At 61.7% G+C, this 19,270-nt stretch carries 20 protein-coding genes and 1 tRNA gene; 7 read left to right on the forward strand and 14 right to left on the reverse strand.

The window, feature by feature from the left end; all coding sequences use genetic code 11:
- Nucleotides 1-113: 113 nt before the first annotated feature.
- The 6 genes from ACOOHD_RS12640 to ACOOHD_RS12665 form a co-directional block, all read right to left on the reverse strand.
- Nucleotides 114-1,139: an SPASM domain-containing protein gene (locus ACOOHD_RS12640; protein ID WP_420458243.1), complete on the reverse strand. Its 1,026-nt coding sequence runs from the start codon at nt 1,137-1,139 to the stop codon at nt 114-116.
- 81 nt (nt 1,140-1,220) lie between these two features.
- A complete protein-coding gene (locus ACOOHD_RS12645) occupies nt 1,221-3,875 on the reverse strand; it encodes a DUF5916 domain-containing protein (protein ID WP_420458244.1) in 2,655 nt (884 codons plus the stop codon).
- 81 nt (nt 3,876-3,956) lie between these two features.
- The gene (locus tag ACOOHD_RS12650) at nt 3,957-4,664 is read right to left on the reverse strand and encodes a hypothetical protein (RefSeq protein WP_420458245.1); all 708 of its coding nucleotides are present in this window, start codon (nt 4,662-4,664) and stop codon (nt 3,957-3,959) included.
- A gap of 12 nt (nt 4,665-4,676) precedes the next feature.
- A complete protein-coding gene (locus ACOOHD_RS12655) occupies nt 4,677-5,477 on the reverse strand; it encodes a hypothetical protein (RefSeq protein WP_420458246.1) in 801 nt (266 codons plus the stop codon).
- A 12-nt stretch (nt 5,478-5,489) separates the two neighbouring features.
- Nucleotides 5,490-6,164, reverse strand: coding sequence for a HEAT repeat domain-containing protein (locus ACOOHD_RS12660; RefSeq protein ID WP_420458247.1), 675 nt, complete (start codon nt 6,162-6,164; stop codon nt 5,490-5,492).
- Nucleotides 6,161-6,691, reverse strand: a complete 531-nt coding sequence (locus tag ACOOHD_RS12665; protein WP_420458248.1) for an RNA polymerase sigma factor — start codon at nt 6,689-6,691, stop codon at nt 6,161-6,163. The genes ACOOHD_RS12660 and ACOOHD_RS12665 overlap by 4 nt, the downstream gene beginning before the upstream one ends.
- A 228-nt stretch (nt 6,692-6,919) precedes the next feature.
- On the opposite strand from ACOOHD_RS12665, the gene ACOOHD_RS12670 reads away from it, so the two are divergent.
- The 4 genes from ACOOHD_RS12670 to ACOOHD_RS12685 all read left to right on the forward strand — a co-directional run bounded on the left by ACOOHD_RS12670 (nt 6,920) and on the right by ACOOHD_RS12685 (nt 9,524).
- On the forward strand, nt 6,920-7,096 hold the full coding sequence (locus ACOOHD_RS12670; RefSeq protein WP_420458249.1) for a hypothetical protein: 177 nt from the start codon (nt 6,920-6,922) through the stop codon (nt 7,094-7,096).
- Nucleotides 7,097-7,160: 64 nt separating this feature from the next.
- A complete protein-coding gene (locus ACOOHD_RS12675; RefSeq protein WP_420458250.1) occupies nt 7,161-7,688 on the forward strand; it encodes a hypothetical protein in 528 nt (175 codons plus the stop codon).
- Nucleotides 7,689-7,699: 11 nt separating this feature from the next.
- A complete protein-coding gene (locus tag ACOOHD_RS12680; RefSeq protein WP_420458251.1) occupies nt 7,700-8,257 on the forward strand; it encodes an RNA polymerase sigma factor in 558 nt (185 codons plus the stop codon).
- Nucleotides 8,250-9,524, forward strand: a complete 1,275-nt coding sequence (locus ACOOHD_RS12685; RefSeq protein WP_420458252.1) for a hypothetical protein — start codon at nt 8,250-8,252, stop codon at nt 9,522-9,524. The genes ACOOHD_RS12680 and ACOOHD_RS12685 overlap by 8 nt, the downstream gene beginning before the upstream one ends.
- Nucleotides 9,525-9,527: 3 nt before the next feature.
- Here the strand turns inward: ACOOHD_RS12685 and ACOOHD_RS12690 are convergent, their stop codons facing one another.
- Together ACOOHD_RS12690 and ACOOHD_RS12695 are read right to left on the reverse strand one after the other, a co-directional pair.
- Nucleotides 9,528-9,968 carry a cytochrome B gene (locus tag ACOOHD_RS12690; protein ID WP_420458253.1) on the reverse strand — a complete coding sequence of 147 codons (441 nt, stop codon included), beginning with the start codon at nt 9,966-9,968 and terminating at the stop codon, nt 9,528-9,530.
- A 59-nt stretch (nt 9,969-10,027) separates the two neighbouring features.
- A complete protein-coding gene (locus ACOOHD_RS12695; RefSeq protein WP_420458254.1) occupies nt 10,028-11,113 on the reverse strand; it encodes an AI-2E family transporter in 1,086 nt (361 codons plus the stop codon).
- A gap of 67 nt (nt 11,114-11,180) precedes the next feature.
- On the opposite strand from ACOOHD_RS12695, the gene ACOOHD_RS12700 reads away from it, so the two are divergent.
- The gene (locus ACOOHD_RS12700; protein WP_420458255.1) at nt 11,181-11,591 is read left to right on the forward strand and encodes a secondary thiamine-phosphate synthase enzyme YjbQ; all 411 of its coding nucleotides are present in this window, start codon (nt 11,181-11,183) and stop codon (nt 11,589-11,591) included.
- Here ACOOHD_RS12700 and pnuC read toward each other — a convergent pair.
- Both pnuC and ACOOHD_RS12710 read right to left on the reverse strand, forming a co-directional pair.
- Nucleotides 11,556-12,221 carry a nicotinamide riboside transporter PnuC gene (pnuC, locus tag ACOOHD_RS12705; RefSeq protein ID WP_420458256.1) on the reverse strand — a complete coding sequence of 222 codons (666 nt, stop codon included), beginning with the start codon at nt 12,219-12,221 and terminating at the stop codon, nt 11,556-11,558. The two genes, ACOOHD_RS12700 and pnuC, sit on opposite strands and share 36 nt — an antisense overlap.
- 33 nt (nt 12,222-12,254) lie before the next feature.
- Nucleotides 12,255-13,172: a PfkB family carbohydrate kinase gene (locus ACOOHD_RS12710; protein WP_420458257.1), complete on the reverse strand. Its 918-nt coding sequence runs from the start codon at nt 13,170-13,172 to the stop codon at nt 12,255-12,257.
- Nucleotides 13,173-13,246: 74 nt separating this feature from the next.
- On the opposite strand from ACOOHD_RS12710, the gene ACOOHD_RS12715 reads away from it, so the two are divergent.
- A tRNA-Asn gene (locus ACOOHD_RS12715) sits at nt 13,247-13,320 on the forward strand.
- Here ACOOHD_RS12715 and ACOOHD_RS12720 read toward each other — a convergent pair.
- Together ACOOHD_RS12720 and ACOOHD_RS12725 are read right to left on the reverse strand one after the other, a co-directional pair.
- Nucleotides 13,294-14,640, reverse strand: a complete 1,347-nt coding sequence (locus ACOOHD_RS12720) for a hydroxymethylglutaryl-CoA reductase, degradative (RefSeq protein WP_420458258.1) — start codon at nt 14,638-14,640, stop codon at nt 13,294-13,296. The two genes, ACOOHD_RS12715 and ACOOHD_RS12720, sit on opposite strands and share 27 nt — an antisense overlap.
- 15 nt (nt 14,641-14,655) lie before the next feature.
- Entirely contained in the window at nt 14,656-15,714 is a 1,059-nt protein-coding gene (locus tag ACOOHD_RS12725; protein WP_420458259.1) for an isopentenyl-diphosphate delta-isomerase, read from the reverse strand.
- Between the two features lie 206 nt (nt 15,715-15,920).
- Between ACOOHD_RS12725 and ACOOHD_RS12730 the strand changes: the two genes are divergently transcribed.
- Nucleotides 15,921-16,439: an SPOR domain-containing protein gene (locus ACOOHD_RS12730; protein ID WP_420458260.1), complete on the forward strand. Its 519-nt coding sequence runs from the start codon at nt 15,921-15,923 to the stop codon at nt 16,437-16,439.
- A gap of 2 nt (nt 16,440-16,441) precedes the next feature.
- Here the strand turns inward: ACOOHD_RS12730 and ACOOHD_RS12735 are convergent, their stop codons facing one another.
- Nucleotides 16,442-16,735: a rhodanese-like domain-containing protein gene (locus ACOOHD_RS12735; protein WP_420458261.1), complete on the reverse strand. Its 294-nt coding sequence runs from the start codon at nt 16,733-16,735 to the stop codon at nt 16,442-16,444.
- Nucleotides 16,736-16,755: 20 nt separating this feature from the next.
- A complete protein-coding gene (locus tag ACOOHD_RS12740) occupies nt 16,756-19,239 on the reverse strand; it encodes a T9SS type A sorting domain-containing protein (RefSeq protein WP_420458262.1) in 2,484 nt (827 codons plus the stop codon).
- Nucleotides 19,240-19,270 lie beyond the last annotated feature (31 nt).

Raw genomic sequence — 19,270 nt, forward strand, 5'->3', positions numbered from 1 at the left:
ACCAAGTACAATGTACCATTTGTGGCTCTGCTCGCTTCGCTCGTCCCGAATCACGCCTATTCTACGCGGCAGCAAATTATAAATAGTAAACTGTAAATGGTAGATTGTAAATTTCAGAACCACACCTCACACCCCTCCGTACAGTTCGTACAAATATCGATCTCCGAGCGGCCCTTCAGCAGCTTGGTGCGGAAGTCGTCGTAGGCCGCGCCCTCCCAGACCTGGTCCAGGCTCTCGGTCTTTACGTCGCCGAGGCGGTGGGTGACGTCCTTATCGAAGCAGCAGGGGGCCACCAGGCCATCCCAGGTGATGACGCAGCTGTGCCAGAGTTTCCAGCAGTGATTGTGGAGCTTGTGCTTGAGGCCGTAGGTGCCGTCGGCCTTTTTGTAGTAGCGGGCGTAGCGCTCCTGCTCGGGCATGAGGGGGTTGCCGTGCTCGTAGTCGTAGAGCTGGGCGGACTTGAACTTTACCTCGTCGATGCCGATCTCGTCGGCTAGGTGGACCACGTCTTCCATCTGGTGTTCATTCGGCTTCACGACCAGGAACTGGAAGATGAGGTGAGGCGTAGGTGAGTCGAGCTCCCGCTTCCACTTGACGAGGTTACGGGCACCCTGGAGTACGGTCTCCAATTTACCCGCCTTGCGGTACTGCTCGTACACCTCCTGGGTGGTGCCGTCTACGCTGATGATGAGCCGGTCCAGCCCGCTCTCGATCGTGCGCCGCGCGTTGGCGTCGTTGAGAAAGTGGCCGTTGGTGGAGGTGATGGTGTACACGCCGCGGTCGCTGGCCTCGCGCACCATGTCCAGGAAGTCGGGATTGATGTAGGGCTCCCCCTGGAAATAAAAGATGAGGTACAGCAGCCGGTCGGCGATATCGTCGAGGGTGCGGCGGAAGAAGTCGGCCTTCAGATTGCCCGTCGGCCGGGTAAATTGCCTGAGCCCACTCGGGCACTCCGGGCAGCGCAGGTTACAAGCCGTGGTGGGTTCGAAGCTTACCGTAAAGGGCTTACCCCACACCACCGGTCGCTGCAGCCAGCGCGTGGCGTAGTAGCTGGCCGTGACCTGCACCGCATTGACGACCCGGCGGGGGGTGAGCTTGCGGAGGAAGTTGAGGGTGTCGGTGGGGTAAAGCTTGGGCATGGGGGTGAAGATAGGGGGGCATTAGGCGGTATTAGGCGTCGGACGCTTTAAAGCGTCCGACGCCTAGCCCACGCCTAGCCCCTACCGCAACCACCGATAAGTAACCTTCACCAAAAAGTTATTCCGCATCTCCTCCGAAAAGACGTTGCCGCCCAGGGAGGAGACCAGGCCGCGACCCGGATCGTCGTTCGCCGTAGCGCCCTGCGACCAAACCAAGAATATCTCGGAGCCGGGGCGGTACTCCCACCGCGCTACTAGGTTGGAGCGGAACTGAATGAAGTTAAAGTTGGGGTTGCCGAACTCAATCCCATCTTCCCCCGTGACGGTATACTGCCCTGATTCCCCGTCGAAGCGGACCCGGTCCGGATCGAAGGCCATGAAGCGATCGCCAAAGTCAGCTGCCTGGGCTTGGCCCGTAAAGCGCTTGAAGTCCGTATAGGTGCCCCGGCTCACGAAGGGCTGTCCGTAGTACTGTAGGGTCAGATCGGGGGTGAGGTTATAGTTGAGCCGCAGGGTGGTGGAGAGGGTGCGCTGATCGACCTGCCCGACGATATACTCCTTACCCCCGCCCGCCCGGTCGAGCTGGGTGACGTACTGATCGGCCCGCTGAAACCGGCTGTAGTTCGGCGAAATGCTCAGGGATAGCGCATCCAGCGCCTGCCAGTCGGCCTGCACGTAGTAGGACATCTGCTGCTCGCTACCATCGAAGGCCGAAAAGCCGTAGACATTGAAGTAGGCCGTGACCTTCTTCCGACTGTCGCTGCTTACGTATCCGAAGTACTCCGCACCGGCGCTCTGCCGCAGTACCGGTCCGCCCCGGAGATCCGTTTTCGAGGCGCGCTGGAGGGTATAGGTGCCCCCGCCGCCCATACTCCAGAAATTGGTGAAGTTGGCGTGGCTGTTGGTGTTGATGGACTGATTGAGCGATTCGCCCGAAAAATCAAAGGTGGCGTAGTAGTTCCCATTGATCTGGAAGCGGCGAAAGATCGAGAAGGGCTCCTGCCACCGCCGCGCCGCCCAGCCGAAGTAATTGATTTCATCGGCGTTGCGCATGAAGCCGATGTCGTTGATCTCGAAGCCGGGGGAGCGCCAGGTTGCCCCTGTCTCAAAGATGACGTTGCCAGCTAGATTGCCCACCTTGAGCATGCCACTGCTGCCGTTGAGCCGGGTGGCGCTGCTATCGACCTGCAGGTGCTCGGCATCCGGCCGCTGGAAAAAGTGCTCGAAGCCGGTCTGAGTTTCCAAAATGGCCTCCTTGCTACCAGAAACGCTAGAAAGCACCGTATTGCCGGCCACGTACCAGGCGCGGTCCTTCCAGCGGTGCACGAAGTCGGCCCCGCCCGCGTAGGCCCGCCGGTGTAAGAAGCTGAGCTCCGGATCGTCGTCCAGGCTCCGCTGCACGCCGGTGAAGATGGCGCCCACGTAGGTATCCCCGCCGCGAAAGTCCTGCTGCACCCGCCCGACCTGGAAGTTGGTCAGCGGCTCCACAACGGTCTCGCTGCGTTCGCCGTTGAGGTCGATGGTCGCCAGTTCGCGCTGGGTAGTACTCTGTAGTAATCCAACCGATAGCCCCGACTGTGTCTTGCCGCTGAACTTGGCCGCCCCCAGAATAGTCGTGTTATCGGGCTGATCGACGTAGAAGCTCCGCCCCCCGTCCGAGCCCACGAAGCGGTGTGGACTCCCCCCGATGCGCCGGGAGTAAAATAGCTGGTCGGAGGTGTGACTGCCCCCGGCCTCGGCGTTCGACAGACTGAAGTCAAAAATATTCTGCCCCTCCACGAAGAAGGGCCGCTGCTCACGGAAAAAAATCTGGTAGCCGTCGAGGTTCAGGGCGCCGGGGTCGGCCTCGACCTGTCCAAAGTCGGGGTTGATGGTCAGGTCGAGCGTCAGGTCGTTGGTCACGCCGAAGCGGGCATCCAGGCCGGTGGAAAAACGATTGTCCGCACCGTCCACGAAGGGATTGTCCTCCTCGGCGGGGTAGGTGGAGTACTGTGCTAGGACGTAGGGCTGTAACTCGATGTTGCGCCGCGGCTGGAGGTCCTTTAGGCCCCGTAACTCCCCGAAACGGCTCACCCAACCACTGGCATTGCGGTCCTGTGCCTGCCAGAGGGAGCGTTCGTCCATGCGGAAGTCCATACGCGTAGACTGAATGCCCCACACCTGCTCCGAGCCGGCCGAAAAGCGAATTTGGGAAAGGGGGATACGTACCTCGGCCGTCCAGCCCGTAGAATCCACCTGGGTGCGGGTCTCCCAGATGGGGTTCCAGGAGCTGTCCCAGTTGTTGCCGTCGTTGCTGATGAACTCATCGCCCTTCACCGCCGAGGCCGACACGGTGAACGAAAAGGCCGTCCGCTTATCGTGGTAGCTATCGATGTTGAGCTCCACCCAGTCACCGGGGAAGTCATCGCGGCGGCTCATCCTGGCCTCGATCCTGCTGGGGTCACTATCCAGGCAGCGGTAGGCCACGTAAAGGTTACGATCGTCGTAGAGAATTTTCAGGAAGGTCTGCTGGGTCGGCGGCTTATCGGCATTGGGACTAAACTGAGTATAGTCGCCGCTCCATTCGACCAGGTCCCAGGCCGCTTCGGTGGGGCTACCGTCGATGAGGGGGACGTCGCCGGTGACCCGCTCCGTCTGGTAGCTGCGCTGGAGGTAGGTCTTGGGGGAAATAGTGTCCTGGGCAGGCAGGGCACCGGCGGCCAGCAGCAGGCAAAACAGAGGGTGGGATCGTGTCACGGGAAGGGAGTGTAGTAGGAAGGACGAGTGGATTTGACGCGGGTTGCATCAACCGTTGGACGCTTCCAAAGCGTCCAACGGTTAGTCGCTACCCCGCAAGTACACCTTCCCGTAGGGCGCCTTACACCGCACCTGCGCACCGCCGCCGCCAATAGTACCCACCACCCGCTCGTAGTAGTCACGCTTCTCACTAGCCGCCTCGTCAATCGCGATGTCCAGATCCGTCAGCAGCTCGCCAAACTCGGTGGTCAGCTCCACCCGAGCCCCTTGCCCCTGGGGAAGGGTTAGGTCCACCGCCCCGTAGTTGCTGTACAGGTCCAGGTCTTGAGACAGAGAGGCCTGGTCATATACGACCGTCACTCCGCCGTAGGTGGAGTTGACAGCCACCAGCCCGGCCAGGTCCGCGATGTCTACCACGCCGTACTCGGTCTCCACGGTCACGGTGATACCGGCGGGCACCCGCACGATCATGCGGATCTGGTCGTCGCAGCAGTTTTCCCTACGAGATTGGCGGTTGAGCTGCTGCATGGTAGGCCCGGTTTCCTCGACGTAGATGGTACCATTGCCGCGCTTGACATCCAGTTTCGCTAGTTCGGGGCGGGGCTCGCCCTCCACGATCACGGAGTGCTCGATGGTGATGGCATCGCCCGTCGCCTCGCGGATGTCCACGCTGCTGAACAGGGCGGAAAGCTGCAGGGCAGTAGCACCTTCCAGCTCGATGCCGGTCATGTCGGACTGCGCATGTAAACTGAAGCTCGCCAGAAGGAAGAGGAAGAATGTGCGTTGCATAGTGGGTGAGATTTATTGCTTGCGGATATAGAGGTTGTCGTAGGTAGCCGTCAGCGAGAGCAGGGGGCCGCCGCCGTTGATGGTGCCGGTAAGCTGGTTCTGACGAAAATCTTCGCCGTTATTCCAGTTATCTCCGCGCTCCCGTCGCTCCTCCTGCGGGACGCTGGCCGTAGTATTGGCTTTGATCTGGATATCGAAGTCCGTGTACATATTTCCGTAGCCGCTGGAGAGCCGCACATCGGCTTTGGTGGCAGCGGGTAGGGTCACGTCCACGTCGGAGTAGGAAGAATGAAGGCGTACCTCCTGGGTCGGTGGGCTATCCCATACCGCTACGATATCGTCGTATACTGCGCTCACGGCCATCGGACCAGTCACGTTCCGTAGTTTTACACTGTGATACATCATGCTCACGTCCAGCTCTCCACTGAAGTCGCTGATCTCCAGATCGCCCCCCCGGTAAGTACTCTGCTCCACCCTCACCGTGGCGGAGTTCGGTACGCGTACGGTCACGGCCTTTCCGTCTCCACTCACCTGCTGCACCAGGATACGCCCCTCACTTTCGGTCACACTGATCCCAAAGCCAGTATTATCGCGCAGTCCCGAGGCACTGATGCGGCGTAGTCCGGCCGCCCGTTCGTCCGCTTCGGCGCGGTTACTGTGGCCCTCCACGGTCAGCTCGGAACCAGCCCCACCAATGATGGTCAACTGATCGATCTCCCGAAATTCAACGGTCTTGCCGGCGGCAGCCAGTTTAAAATCTTGCTGCCCGAGCAGCGGTACCGCAAGCAGTAAAAGTAGTAGCGTACGTAGCATGGTATAGATGGTTTAGATCAGTTTAAAGGTCCCCAGCTCGGCCGCATCGCGCAGCCGTTGGGGCAGGGTATCGTTGGTTATCATCTCCTCCAGGTAGGGCAGCACCCGCTTTTCGTTCAGGCCTACGAGGGTCTCTAAAAGCTGTACGCGCACGGCTGGCGGGGGAGACTCGCTCATGGCCTGCAGCATCTCCCGGCGGGCCAGGGGCTCGGTGGCAAAGCGGCGCAGGGCGTCCAGAGCAGCCAGGCGCACGTTGGTGCTCGCATCCGTGCGCAGCAGGTGGCCCAGGTTGGCGATCACGGCGGGGTCGGCCGTTTCTAGCTCCAGACTTACGGTGGCCGCGCGCATCCGGGTCAGGCTACTGCGGTCCTGCATCAGTTCGAGCATCAGGGTGCGGGTGGCGGCCAGTTGCCGCTCCAGTTCGTCCGTATCCTGCCGGGCGTAGTTCCAGCCCAGGGCAAACACGAGCAGCAGACTGGCGGCAAGGGCGAGGTAGGGGGCGGCGGCGCGCAGGTACAAGGTTTGTGGAGCAGGGCGGTCCAGCTTCTCGTGGTCCGCTAGCAGAGCAGCGAAGCGCGCATCGGCCTCCTCACTCGGCACGGGGTCGGGCAGAGCGGCTACCTCCCGGCGCAGCTCGTCCAGGGCGTTTACTTCATGCTGTAGGTCTCGGTCGGTGGGTTCCATCATGATTTATTGGCACTGTGATAGTTAGCCCGCAGCCGTTTGCAGGCCCGGTGCATCCGTACCTTGATGTTGGCCTCGGTGGTATCGAGCACCCGGGCGATCTCGGCATACTTCATATTGCGCTGCCAGGCCAGCTCCACCACCACGCGGTAGTGGTCGGGCAGGGCGGCCAGGGCACCGCGGCAGTCGGTGGGGGTATCCTCTTCTTCCAGCGGCAGGGCGCCGAAGTCGTAGGCCTCCGCCAGCGGCATCCGCCCCGCCAGCCGGCAGTGGTCGTGGTGCACGTTGCGCGCGATGGTGTACACCCAGCTACGGAAGGTCTGCCCCGCCCCCCAGCTCGTCCGGTAGGTGATGATGCGCTCGAACACGGTGTGCAGCAAATCCTCGGCCGTGGCCCGGTCCAGCGACCCGCGGTTGAGCAGGAAGCCCAGCAGGGGGCCCTTGTAGCGGGCGTAGAGCGGGGCCAGCTCGGTGAGCCGGCCGGCGGCTACGCGCTGCATGAGCATCTCGTCGGTTTCGGTGGGTGGCACGTGGGGGGTACTGGCACTTACGTGGAAAGGTTACACGTTCCGGGGAAGATATCTTTCTCGCCGGGGGTCCGGGGGTCCCAGCGCTACGCGCTGGGTCAGGGCGGGGGAACCGCTACGCGGTTACGCGCGACTGCGTAGCAGTCCCCCCGCCCCGACCCCGAATGAAATTCGGGGATGAAGCCCCGCACCCGGCGAAGAAGAATCTCGTTCTCGCTAAAAAGCCCCGCCATGCCCCCCACCAGCCCCGCACCTGCGGCCCCGCCCAAGCGCACGTCTACGCTGAAAAAGATCGTCTACGTCATCATCCTGCTCGTAGCGCTCTCACTGATCCTACAGGTCCTCGGTTTCGGCGTCCTGGACCGGCGGGAGGAAAATACGCTGATCGAGCAGCCGCACCTGGAGTAGAGGCAACCCCCCGGCCGGTATTTTCGTGGGGTGAGTATCCGTATCACTTTAACCATACCCTGCGATGAGACTACTGCTACTCCTTACCCTGTGTGCCGGCTGGGTCGCCTGCGCCGAAAAATCCGAACTTACGCTGGCCACGGCGGATAACGACTTTATCGAGGGGACGCTCGACGGGCAGCCCTTTCACTACGCCTCCGGTAGCTTCTACGGCTCGGGGATGGATTACCAGCTGCCCTATTCCACAACCGGTGGAGGGGGGGAAACGGGCACGACCACCCAGTGGGGCGGACTGCTCGTCAGTCGCATCGATGCTAGCTTTACGCGGGCGGTGAGCCTGGCCCTACCGGGGGTGCCGTTGCATACGTATTCTATGCCCACCGCCGACCTACAGGGAACCCTTACGCAGGGTACGCTAGCCGCTGATTCCTATCCCGGCTGCCCCCATATCGATAGTAGCGGTCTAGACATCGTAGCGGTAAGCCTACGTATCGCGTCCTGGGACGGTGACCAACTGATTGGGGAATTTGTCTCTGCCGACCCCAATCGCGAGGTCACGGGAAGTTTTCACCTGCTCATAGCGCGTCCCTGAGTCCTCAGCCCATGTGGGACGATACCGTACTGCACGACTTAACGGCAGCCTGTAGCCGGAGCGATGCCGCCGCCCAGCGGGCCTGGTATACCTACAGTTATGCCTACGGAATTACCGTGGCGCTCTACTACAGCAGCAACCGGGAGGAGGCCCAGGAGGTCCTGCAGGATAGTTACCTCAAGGTGTTCGCTCACTTTGCGAAGGGGGAGCCCGCACCCGCCCACCACCGGTCCTGGTTTCGCCGCATCATCATCAATACGGCGATCGACTACTACCGGCGGCAGCAGCGGCGGAGTCTGGTGGTGCTGATCACCAGTCCTTTTTCGCACAATCGGGCCATCGAGACCCTGGACGCTGCCGATCTCTACCGCCTGACACAGCGCCTGCCTTCTACCTACCGCATGGTGTTTAACCTGCACGTGCTAGAGGGGTACAGCCACCCCGAGATTGCCCGTCGGCTGGGGATCAGCATCGGCACCTCTAAATCCAACCTACACAAGGCCCGTACGCAACTGCAGCGCCTGGCGGGCCCCTACTTTAATCTCGACAACGAGCTATCCAATGCGTGAGCTAGAAGAATACCTACGGGAGGCTAGTCACCGCCCGCTACCGGAAGCCCCGCCCACCGGTGGCTTCGCGGCACTACGGCGACGGATGGAACAGCCCCACCGCGAGCCTGTTTCTTACCGGTCACTGCTGTGGGTCCTGGGCGTGCTGGTGGTAGCGGCAGGGCTGCTGTATCTATTGCCCGGGGGGGGACAGCGCCCCTCCCCTGCGCTGACGGCCTTTGCGGTGGCTACGCCGTCTGCTGCCGGCGACCGGGGGCAAAAAGAAGCCGAGTCATACGCCCACGCTCCGGTTGGGGCATCGCTGCGTCGTGCGGAGGTAAGTCAGTCCGTAAAGCAGGAGCAAAATAGTTTCCGTGCTCAGTCTGCTCTGCGCACAAATAGCTCATCGCCAGTGCTGTCTTCAGCGCCTAATTTTCCTACTCCCCGCCCCGTTGCAACACCACGCCCAGCGATCGAAAGCCTAATCCGCCCCGTAGTCTTGCCGGTGGTACCCACCGAATCAAGTAATCCATTCGACACGCTGCCTGCGATCAACCCTCCTACCCTGCTCTACGTGGCAGAACCAATCACCCAGGGGGACCGGGGCCACTGGGACATCGGTGTAGCCCTTTACGGCACACCATTCCGGCACGGGGGCTATACGACGGAATGGTCGGAAACGGAGGATCCGATGTTTCCGGGTAGCGGCAAGAACTTTGTGTTGGACCGGCAGCAGGCGGTGACGCTATATACAGAAGACTATCATTCCTTAGACTACCAGGTACTGCACCCCGTAGGCCTATTACGCCTGCACCGGCAGACGAGTCGGAAGCTCAGGTATGGGCTGGGGGTGACCTACTTCCGGGGCACGGACGATAACGCAAAGGCGGTAGCTGCCCTGCAACCCATCGCCTCAGGCCACTACTTTACTACGGACCGGTACAAAACGGACCTGCTACTCCTTTCCACCGACGTAGGATGGACCTTTCGCCCACAGGCTAGATTACAGCCCTGGGTTGGAGTGGGCGTACAACTCGCCCTAGCAAGCTGGGAGCGTGGCGAAACATACTTGGTAAGGGGGGATGACGAGCGGTACCTACAGTCCAGATCTAAAGATAGTCACAACTACCTGGGTGCGTCCCGCTTTCCGCTACTGCCCACTCTGGAGCTCGGCCTACAGTACCGCCTTAGTGCGCACTGGTCAGCCGGCCTGAACGTGGGGGCCGTACCCAACGGTCAGGTACTGATCCGGGCCACCCCCGGTGCCGAGGTCCGCTTTCGGTGGTAAGCCCTACGACCAGCCCACACTCTCCAGCCCCGGATAAAACGGCCAGGGGATAGCCAGCAGGATCATCACCAGGCCGATGCCGTAGTGGACCGCGATGGTCTTCCAGCCCTTGTTGAGCTCGGCCTGCCGCTTGGCCCTGATGTAGCCGACGGTGATGATAATGACGGCCAGCAGCATGACGATCCAGTGGACGTAGTTGTAGTACTTGGCCACCGCCGTGCCAGCACCCTCGATGGGGTCGGCGGCGATGCCGTAGGGACTCAGCCAGAGATACAGTAGCAGGCCCAGCAGCAGCTGGATGTGCACCGAGATAAAGGCGAACAGCGCCAGGCGGTCCCTGCCCGGATAGACCACCCCGGAACGCCGGCGCGATACTGCGCGCACGATAGCGGCGATAAGGAGGACCAGCACGATCCAGCGCAGGCCGGAGTGACTGTGTTGCATAGCGGTATAGAGTACTCCCATAGTCGGTAAAATGTGGCGCAAGATAGCGCCGGGTTAGCTCAATCCTGCCCCAGCAGGTAGCCGTAGTCCTTCAGCCCGTCGACGTGCATACAGATGACGCGGATGATCGCGACAATCGGGATAGCTACAATGGCCCCCACCGGCCCCCACATTACGGTAAAGGCGATGACCGCCACGACGGTAGTCAGCGGGTTGATATCGACCTCGTCGCCCACAATCAGGGGGGTGAGGATGTAGCTTTCGAGGGTCTGTGCCGCTGCCATAGTACCTAAGATGCCCAGAATCATGGAAGACCCGCCACCGCTGGCGATTGCGATGGCCATAGCCAGTACCCCGCCGATGATGTTGCCCAGGTAGGGAATAATACTGAGTACGGCGACCAGCACCGCCACCACGATGGCGTAGTCAAGCCCCACCAGACTAAAGCCGACGCCGTAGAGCACCGAGAGGATTACGATCAGGATCAGCCGCCCCTTGAGGTAATTTTGGGCTACATCCGAAGCCTGGTTGACCGTCTCCTTCATCGTAGAGCGCTCCCCGTCGGGGGCCCGCCGCACCAGGAACTCGTAGAGGCGCTCCTTCTGCGAAAGAAAGAGTACCACGTACACGAGCATCAACAGGAAGTCGCCCAGAATACCCAGGGTGCTGGACAGGGCCCCGGTGATCTGCTTTCCCCCGATGGGCAGGCTGCGGAGTACATTACCGCTACTGCCGGTGGCGGTTCCCGCCTGCGGGGGTGCCTGTGCAGTGGTAGAATCCCCCGCCGCGGTAGCAGAGGATTCACCCGGCAGAAAGGGTACCTGCTCCCGGGCCCGCTCGACCTGCTCCGTCAGTCGCTCCTGGATCTTGGGCCAGTTATTGACGAAGCGCGTAGCCTGTTTGCCCACCGCGAAGAAGAGCGCGGCGAAGAATAGCATCAGTACCAGCGTAGCCCCCGCAATGGCAAAGCCCGGTTTCCACCCCCAGCCGCGTAGCTTGTTGTCGATGGGGTTGAGGAGCATAGCGATCAGTCCGGCCACGATAAGCAGCAGCAGCACGCCCCGGCCGTAGTAGAGAATCGCCACGATCCCGATAACAGCAAACAGTCGGAGCACGAAGGCCTGTAACTTGACGGAGGGTTGCATGTAGAAGACTTTGTATTCTTTAGGCCAATCCCCGCCCCGGTGTTCACTCCACCGTACTTTTGGGGGCATGGTAATGCAATCCACGTTTCGTCTTACCCCCCGCCGCCGCGGCTTCCACGTCGTGACCCGCGAGGTGCTCGAGCAACTGCCCCCCCTGCCCCAGGCCGGCCTGCTGCACCTCTTCATCCAGCACACCTCGGCGGCCATCACCGTCAATGAGGCGGCCGACCCCGATGTGCTTACCGACTTCGAGTCCGTTTTCAATAAGCTGGTGCCGGAGAATATGCCCTTCCTGGTGCATACCCTGGAGGGCCCCGACGATATGCCCGCACACATCAAGGCCGCCATGATCGGCCACAGCGTTACGCTGCCCATCACCGCAGGCCGGCTCGCACTGGGCACCTGGCAGGGTATTTACCTGTGTGAGTTTCGCGATCGCGCCTCAGGCCGCGGACTGGTCGCTACCGTCTACCATTAGCCCCCGCCAGTGCCGGTAGCCGTACACCGCCACCACGATATACATCAGCATAATGAGCAGGTAGAGGTAGGCCCCCGTGCGCCAGTAGATAAATACGTAGGCCGCATCGATCGCTACGAAGTAAAGCCAGTTTTCCAGCCGCCGGGCGATCAGCAGGAAGGTAGCCACCACGCTGAAGGCGGTGGTGATACCGTCCAGGACGGGCATGGCCGCACCGACCCGGTAGATGAGCACGAAGTTAGCCAGCGCGTAGCCCAGCAGCAGGGAGCTCGACACCACCGTGAGGTGCTCACCTAGCGTCATGCGTAGGATGGCCGGTTTGCCCTCCTCGTGCACGATCACCACGCTATCCAGTGCTTCGGCCGCCGGTCGGGCCCGTACGCTACGGCGCCAGCGGTATAGTCCCACCCCCGCCATCACCAGGTAGAACAGCTGCAGCAGCGCATCCGACACCAGGTTGTAGACTGCCAGCATCTGGTGTGCCCACAGCAGCGAGCCCACGGCGGCAAAAATCCAGCAGGCATTACGGTCCCGGCTAGCCAGCACGACGTACAGCAGGGAGCAGGCCAGCGCCAGCCAGTCCAGGAGCGGCGTGGCCCCGATCTGCGCGATGAGTGGCTGTGCGTCCATACGTATGCGGGCGGGGCCGTGGGTGCAAAATCATTAGTGAAATGCGACGTTGGTTAGGCTCACGAAGCGCTGTACCCGTTTGTCGATCTGCGCCCGGTCCAGCTCCCTGAGCCGTCGCGGACCGAAATCCTCCACCACGAAACTCGCCATGGCCGAGCCGTAGATGACAGCTCGCTTGAGGTTTTCAAAGCTGGTATCGTCACTGGCGGCCAGGTAGCCCATCAGCCCCCCGGCGAAGGTATCACCGGCCCCGGTCGGGTCCACTACCTCAGGCAGCAACAGGGCGGGGGCGGAAAACACCTTGTCCTGCTCGAAGAGCAGCGCCCCGTGCTCCCCCTTTTTGATGATCAGGATCTTGGGACCCATCTCCACGATCTTAGCCGCGGCCGTGAGCAGACTCAGCTCGCCGCTCAACTGGCGGGCCTCCTCGTCGTTGATGATGAGGATGTCGATGCGCTTCAGCACGACCTTGAGGTCGTCCAGGGCCACGTCCATCCAGAAGTTCATCGTATCGAGGGCCACGAGCTTGGGGCGGTGATCTAGCTGATCGAGTACCCGCGACTGTACGGCCGGCGTAAGGTTGCCGAGCATAATGTAGTCCGTATTCCGGTAGCTCTCCGGCACCTTGGGGTCGAAGTCGGCCAGTACGTTGAGCTGGGTATCCAGGGTATCGCGGCCCATCATATCGTCATGGTAGCGGCCGGCCCAGTAGAAGGACTTACCACCGGCGATCGTCTCTACCCCCTCCAGATCAGCCCCGCGGCGCTTGAGATCAGTAAGGTATTCCTCCTTGAAGTCTTCCCCGATCACCGAGACGATCTGCACCGGCTCCACGAACTGGGCGGCGGCCATGGCGATGTAGGAGCAGCTGCCCCCCTGGATCATCTTAGCCTCTCCGTAGGGCGTATAGACGTCATCGTAGGCCAGGGTACCGACAGCAAGTAGGGGCATATTTCATTTTTTGGGGCCACAAAGATTGCAAAATATAGCCGGACGGCGTAAGTTTGCGACCGCTTAAGCGCCCTGCCTCAGTAGCTCAGTTGGTTAGAGCGGCGGACTGTTAATCCGTAGGTCAAAGGTTCGAGCCCTTTCTGAGGCGCAAGTTTTCCAAATACTGCCGCACCCCGTGGTGGCTCACCGTCCGGCCGGCGAAGAACTCCGCCGTCTGCCGCCGCTCGGGCACGCTGGCCTCCAGGCTCGCTAGAATATTTTGCAGGTGCATCTTCATGTGCCCGCGCTGGATGCCAGTGGTGACCAGACTCCGCAACGCGGCAAAGTTTTGCGCCAGACCCGTGGCCGCGGCGATGCCCATCAGTTCCTCCGCCCCGGGCCGACCTAGCAGGTCTAGTGAAAGACTCGCCAACGGGTGCAACCGCGTCAGTCCCCCCACCGTACCCAGCGCTAGCGGTACCGTGAGCTCGAAGTGAAACACCTCATCCACCACCCGGCAGCGACTCAGGGAGCGGTACTGCCCGTCCTCGGCGGCAAAGGCGTGGGCGGCGGCCTCCACGGCCCGGAAGTCATTACCGGTGGCCAGTACCACGGCATCAATGCCGTTCATGATGCCCTTATTATGGGTCACGGCGCGGTAGGGGTCCTGGCGGGCGATCTCGACGGCGAGTTGGAACCGGCGCACGAAATCCGCCGCATCGACTCCGGAGCCGGGAATGTTCATCTCCGCGATCGGGCAGCGTACCGCTGCACGCACCGTGCAGTTCGGGGTGTGGTTGCTGAGGATGGCCATGATGACCTCTACCTCCCGTTCGTCGGCCGTCAGTGCCTTGCTGCTGGCGACCCAGCGCTCGAGCTCACCGGCGTAGGCCTCCAGTACGGTATTGATGAAGTTGGCCCCCATACTATCGGCCGTACCGAAGCGGACCAGCAACTGGTAGCACTGGGGGTGCACTTCCGGCAGGTGCTTCCACTGCATACCGCGCACGCCGCCGCCGCGGACCTCCATACGGGCGGTCAACCCACTGGTCGCACCGCGCAGCCGCCGTTCGAGGGCGGGCAGGAGGGCGGCGCGGCGCTCGGGCCGGCCGGACCAGCGGAAGTGCAATTGTCCCAGTTTCTCGGTGGCGATCCCCTCGGTGGTGAAGCCCCCCCGGGTACTCCAGTACTTGGCCGAGCTACTGGCGGCGGCCACCACGCTGCTCTCCTCGATCACCATGGGCACGGCGTACGTCCGCCCGTTGACGATCACGTTGGGCGCTACACCGAAGGGAAGGGGGAAGTTGGCGACGGTATTTTCGCTGAAGTTATCGAGCACCCGTTGAAGGTTCTCGCTGGCGGCGTCGAAGTAGCAAAAATCACCTACCGACTGAGTGGGCAGAAAAGTATCCAGGAGCCACTGCCGGCGCTCTGCCTTGCCGAGCTTACTGAAGCCGTTGATGCGTCCGTTCTCCTGCTGCTGCGCCACTGGCGGGGGGTACGTTTAGTGCCGGGGGCGAAGATAGGCCCTGGCTAACTCCAGGCCACGTAGCTGGCTCGTGACGTAGCGGCGCAGGCTGGTGTAGTCCGCGCGGGCGTAGCGCAGAAAGGCGGAGGCCTGACCGTACACCGCCGGTAGACCGGCTAGCTCCGTGAGGTAATAGCCATCCAGGAAGCCCTGTACCCCGCCGCTGATGATGAGGTTCTGGCACGCCACCGGCACGGTTTCGGAGCGAAGCAGCCCATTGATCTGGCGGACCATCTCGGTGGCGCCGTGTCCAACCTGCGCGAGACCGGCATAGGCTTCTCGGGCCAGGTCGTCGGAACGGAAGAGTTCCAGCTTGGCGAAGTTTGTGCCGCCGTTAGCGGCCGTATCCAGGGCCAACAGGGGGAGTCGCAGCAGCGCCTGTAGACTGGCCGGGCCCATCCCCTGCCCTACCTCCTTCACGATGAGAGGAAGCTCCGGCAGTGCCTCCAGTAGACTGGTAACGGTAGCGAGTGGCGGGGCGGTAAAGCGGTCCCCCTCCGGCTGTAGCCATTCCTGTAGGGGGTTGACGTGCACGATGAGTCCGTCAAGCTCCAGGCTACGCACGAGCTGAGCGATCATGGTTTCGTCGCCCTCATCGAGCAGCGTTTGTACCTGGGCTACTCCCAGATTGGCGAACACTACGGCAGCGTCGCCCGCTACGGGCCGGACATTAAAATCCTTGAAGCGGTGATCGTCGTACAGCAGGCTACGGCAGGAGCCCAGTCCCATACCAATACCGAACTCGCCGGCCGCGCGGGCCAGATTGTGATTGATGGCAAAGGCCTTTTCCGTGCCCCCAGTCATGCTGCTCACCCACAGGGGGGCGGCCAGCGTCTTACCGCCCCAATCTAGCTGCGGTAGGCTACCGGCCGCAGGGTGGGCGGCCAGCAGTGGTTCGTAGTCGAAGCGCTCGTCGAGCTGTAGTCTGTCGACCTGGGAGCGGAAGGCTAGTTCGATGTGATCCTCCTTCCGGCTGGGGGCATTAGGGTCATGGGCCAGCGTGGCTGGGGGGTAGACGGAAGGGAAATCGGGCATAGTAGAGCCAACGCCGGGTGGGGGGAATGGTTTAGCGGCACAAAAAAGGGAGTGCCTAGGCGGCACTCCCTCTAAAAACGGTCTTTCCAAAAAGCAAACACTTGACAAAAATCTTTCCTCGGCCCGGCCGTAAACCGGGGGGGAGGTTATTTCCTTAGGGTGGTTAGGTCTTTTCCTTAATCAACTTCAAACGTTAGCTAGCCTAGATGAAATCATCCGTTGTCATTCCCGTCATCCTCATCGTCTGCCTATTAGCGCTGGCTCTACTGATCTCGCAGGCCTTTGCCGCGGCAAAAAAAGGAGAAGTCATGCCCCAAGATAGCGGTACCTACACCAATTCTCCAAAAACTTCGGCACAAGATTCCTTCGCGTTCTCTGACGGCCAGGCCTCCCGCGGCAGCGGCGGAGAGCTCGTGCCCCAGGAATTACGGGCCGTCACTGCGGCTGATCCGGCGGATGACGACGCACGTACTCCGACGGCCGATATCACCGGCGAGGGGCGCTACTTCGTCATCGCCGGCACCTTTCGCCAGGTTATCAACGCCCGCACCCGGGTGCGCGATCTGCGCCAGGCCGGCTTCGGGGATACCGAGATGTCAACGTTTGATCGTGGTACCTATGCCGTTGCCCTAGTGGGTAGGTCGCAGGACTACGATGCCGCCAGCGAGCTCGCCGAACGCGTCCGTACGGCGGGCTTCGAGGCTAAGGTGTACCGTAAGCGGTAACTCTATTCCTGGTAAGCTAGCATTCCTCCTTCGAGGTTGCGTACATTCTTGAAGCCCGATTGCCGCAGCAGTTCTTGGGCCATCGCCGAGCGCTTGCCGCTGCGGCAGTATACGATAATTTCTTGGTTGCGGTAGGGGGTGAGTTTATCCATCGACATACTGAGCTGGCCCAGGGGTACGTGAATGCCGCCGACGTTGAATTCGGCGCGCTCGTAATCCTCGCGTACATCGAGCAGCACGTAGTCGTCCTTTCCCTCCTGTTCCCGGCGCTTGAGTTCCGCTACGGTAGCTTCCATAATCTTGCTTCGCTTATTCGTTAATTACGTATAATCTTATGCCGGCTCAGCCGCTCGCCCCAGCGGCATTCGAGCAGGTACAGGCCCGGAGGCAGATCGGTCATATCTATACTCAGGCTCAGGCTCCCGCTACCCTGCTCCACCTGCTGCCCACTGGCGGCGTAGAGTCGGTAGCTGAGTTCCTGGGCAGTTACCGTTCCGAGCGGCTGAATGTTCAATTGCCCCGCCGTGGGGTTAGGATACACCATGACGAACTGCGCTACGGTCAGGTCCCGGGTAGCCGTAGGGCGTACGTCGGCTCCACTCAGCAGCGGACGGATCATGATTGCCCCCCGCGTCGACCCACCCAACGGTTCAAAGCCACTGCCCGCGTTGAAGAAGGCCACGCTATCTGGCTGACTGTTGCGGTCGAAGCCCACCGGCAGCGAGCGACTGGCCGTACCCTGCCGCCAGCCCACGTAGAAGTCTCCTACCGGCAGGTTGAGCGGCTCCGGTAAAGCGTAGCTCGTAAACGCCTGTAGCGAGTCGTTGAAGAAGTCCTCGGCGTAGAGCACGGGGGCGGAAAAGCTGTAGACCAATTCTCCCGGCCGTGCGCCTTCCCCCTCCCCGTAGACCTCGAAGTTAATGTCCTGATTGCTAGCATCCCTCAACCCCCGCGGTAGTCGGATGCGGATACCGATCAGCTGATCGGGCACGTAGGCGCGGTAGCGCTGCACAACTACGTTGCCGGTCTGCCCCTCAATGGTCACCTCGGCACTGCCATCGTCGTAGGCAAAGTAGTCCCCCAGCTCGGTCAGGGTAGTCGCCCGGTTGTTGCGGCTCACGGCCGGAGAGAAGGTCGCATCCTCCGTAGCTACCGTTAGGGAGTAGGTCGTGGCTAGAGTATAATCACCCGCCGGATCGAGCCCCTCGATGAAGCTGCGTACCTCGCCGGAGGTCGGTAGCTCCGAAAAGGTGGCCCGCCGCGTCTCGAAGGTTTGCGGCGCAATGCCGTTGTCCTGACCGAAGAAGCGGGAGGGAAAAAGGCCGGCGGAAGAAGAGAAGAAGGGGTCGCCCTGATTGGCGATGGTATAGGTAGACTGGGTCACCGGCGTCACGTCCGCCCGGTGGTTCCAGAGGCGCAGGAAGATGGAATCAGCGAAGAGCTCCCCGCCGGCCGCCTGCAGGTGGCGCACGGGCACGCTCGTGTAGGGCGCGGTCAGGCGGAAGGGTGGCTCAATCAGCGCCAGGTCCTGGGTCACAAGGGTGGTCGAGGTATTGCTGAGCTTTACGTAGTCCAGGTTCCAGTTATCCACCCCACCGGTCTCGGTACTTAGGTTCACGAAGCGGAACTGGAAGCCGTCGTAGGCGTACTCGGCCGGCACGTTCACCAGCACCCCCTCGAAGGGGTCCACATCGGTGTTCGACTGGGTGGTCAGCACCCCCTGCCGGGCAAAGACGGTTTTCCACGTTCCTGTTACGTCCAAAAACTGTACGAGGAAGCTATCCTGCACCTCCGGCCGGTTGCCCAGGCCCTTCGGCTGGAGGTAAAAGGAGAGTACCGTACCCGTTTGTCCCGCCAGATCGATCGATGCGGAGGTGAGATAGTCCCGTGGTGTGCCCTGTTGGGCGTTCCCGCCTCCCGGATAGGGCTGCCCGTCGAAGTCGAGCCCGTCAAAGGTCGCTACCCCCAGGGAGGGCGGCGTCACTCCGTAGGTGCGGTTGATCAGTACGTCCTCATCCTGCCAGAGGTCCACGTCCGGCCGTACCCCCGCATAGGAGAAATCGTCGAAGAAGGGCAGTGCCACGCTCGGCCGGTCCACCGTAAACGTAGCCCGGTAGGTATCACAGAGCCCGAATTCATTACACACCGTTACGCATACCTCGTCCGTACCTCCGTAGCGCCCCGCCTCGTAGCTGAAGTCGTTGCCCCCCTGCCCCAGCGGCCGATTAAACCCACTACGCTGCCCCCGCCCCACGTAGTCCGTATCCGCACAACTGGCGATGGTCCGGCACACCGCCCCGCCGGGCAGGCTGTCGGCCGGTACCGTGATCTCGGTCGTCGATTCCGGTACTACGAGCTGGTTACCTAGCTGAACGGTCCGGCCCGGTCGTTGCACCAGTACGACCAGCTGCACCGTATCGGCACACACCCCCTGCGGGGAGCACACCGTGAGCCCCAGCGTATCGAAGCCCTGCTCCACCCCCACCCGGGCCGTGTACACCACCGTATCGTTGCGTAGCTCCGCCGTACCGAAGCGGGCCGTCTCGCAGCCGATACAGCGGTAGTCGGTTAGGTCGCTGCCCAGGCCCACCGTATCCAGGTCTACCCGTAGGGACCGACCCGCCCCGGTGATGAGGCGCTCCACGCCAGGCAGTTCCACGGCATCGCCGCAGGCCATGCGGAAGTCTAGGGAGGTTTGCACCAGCATCGGTCGCCGCAGTTCGACCTGCTCCATAAGCGGTGCAATGGTCTGAGCGGCCAGACCGGCAGAAGCAAGCAAAAAAAGCAAAGAAATTCTCATCTCAGGTAGTTGCAAGGCTTCAACGCCAAAT

It is taken from the genome of Neolewinella sp. (assembly GCF_965214665.1).
In the GTDB taxonomy this organism is placed as follows: Bacteria; Bacteroidota; Bacteroidia; order Chitinophagales; family Saprospiraceae; genus Neolewinella.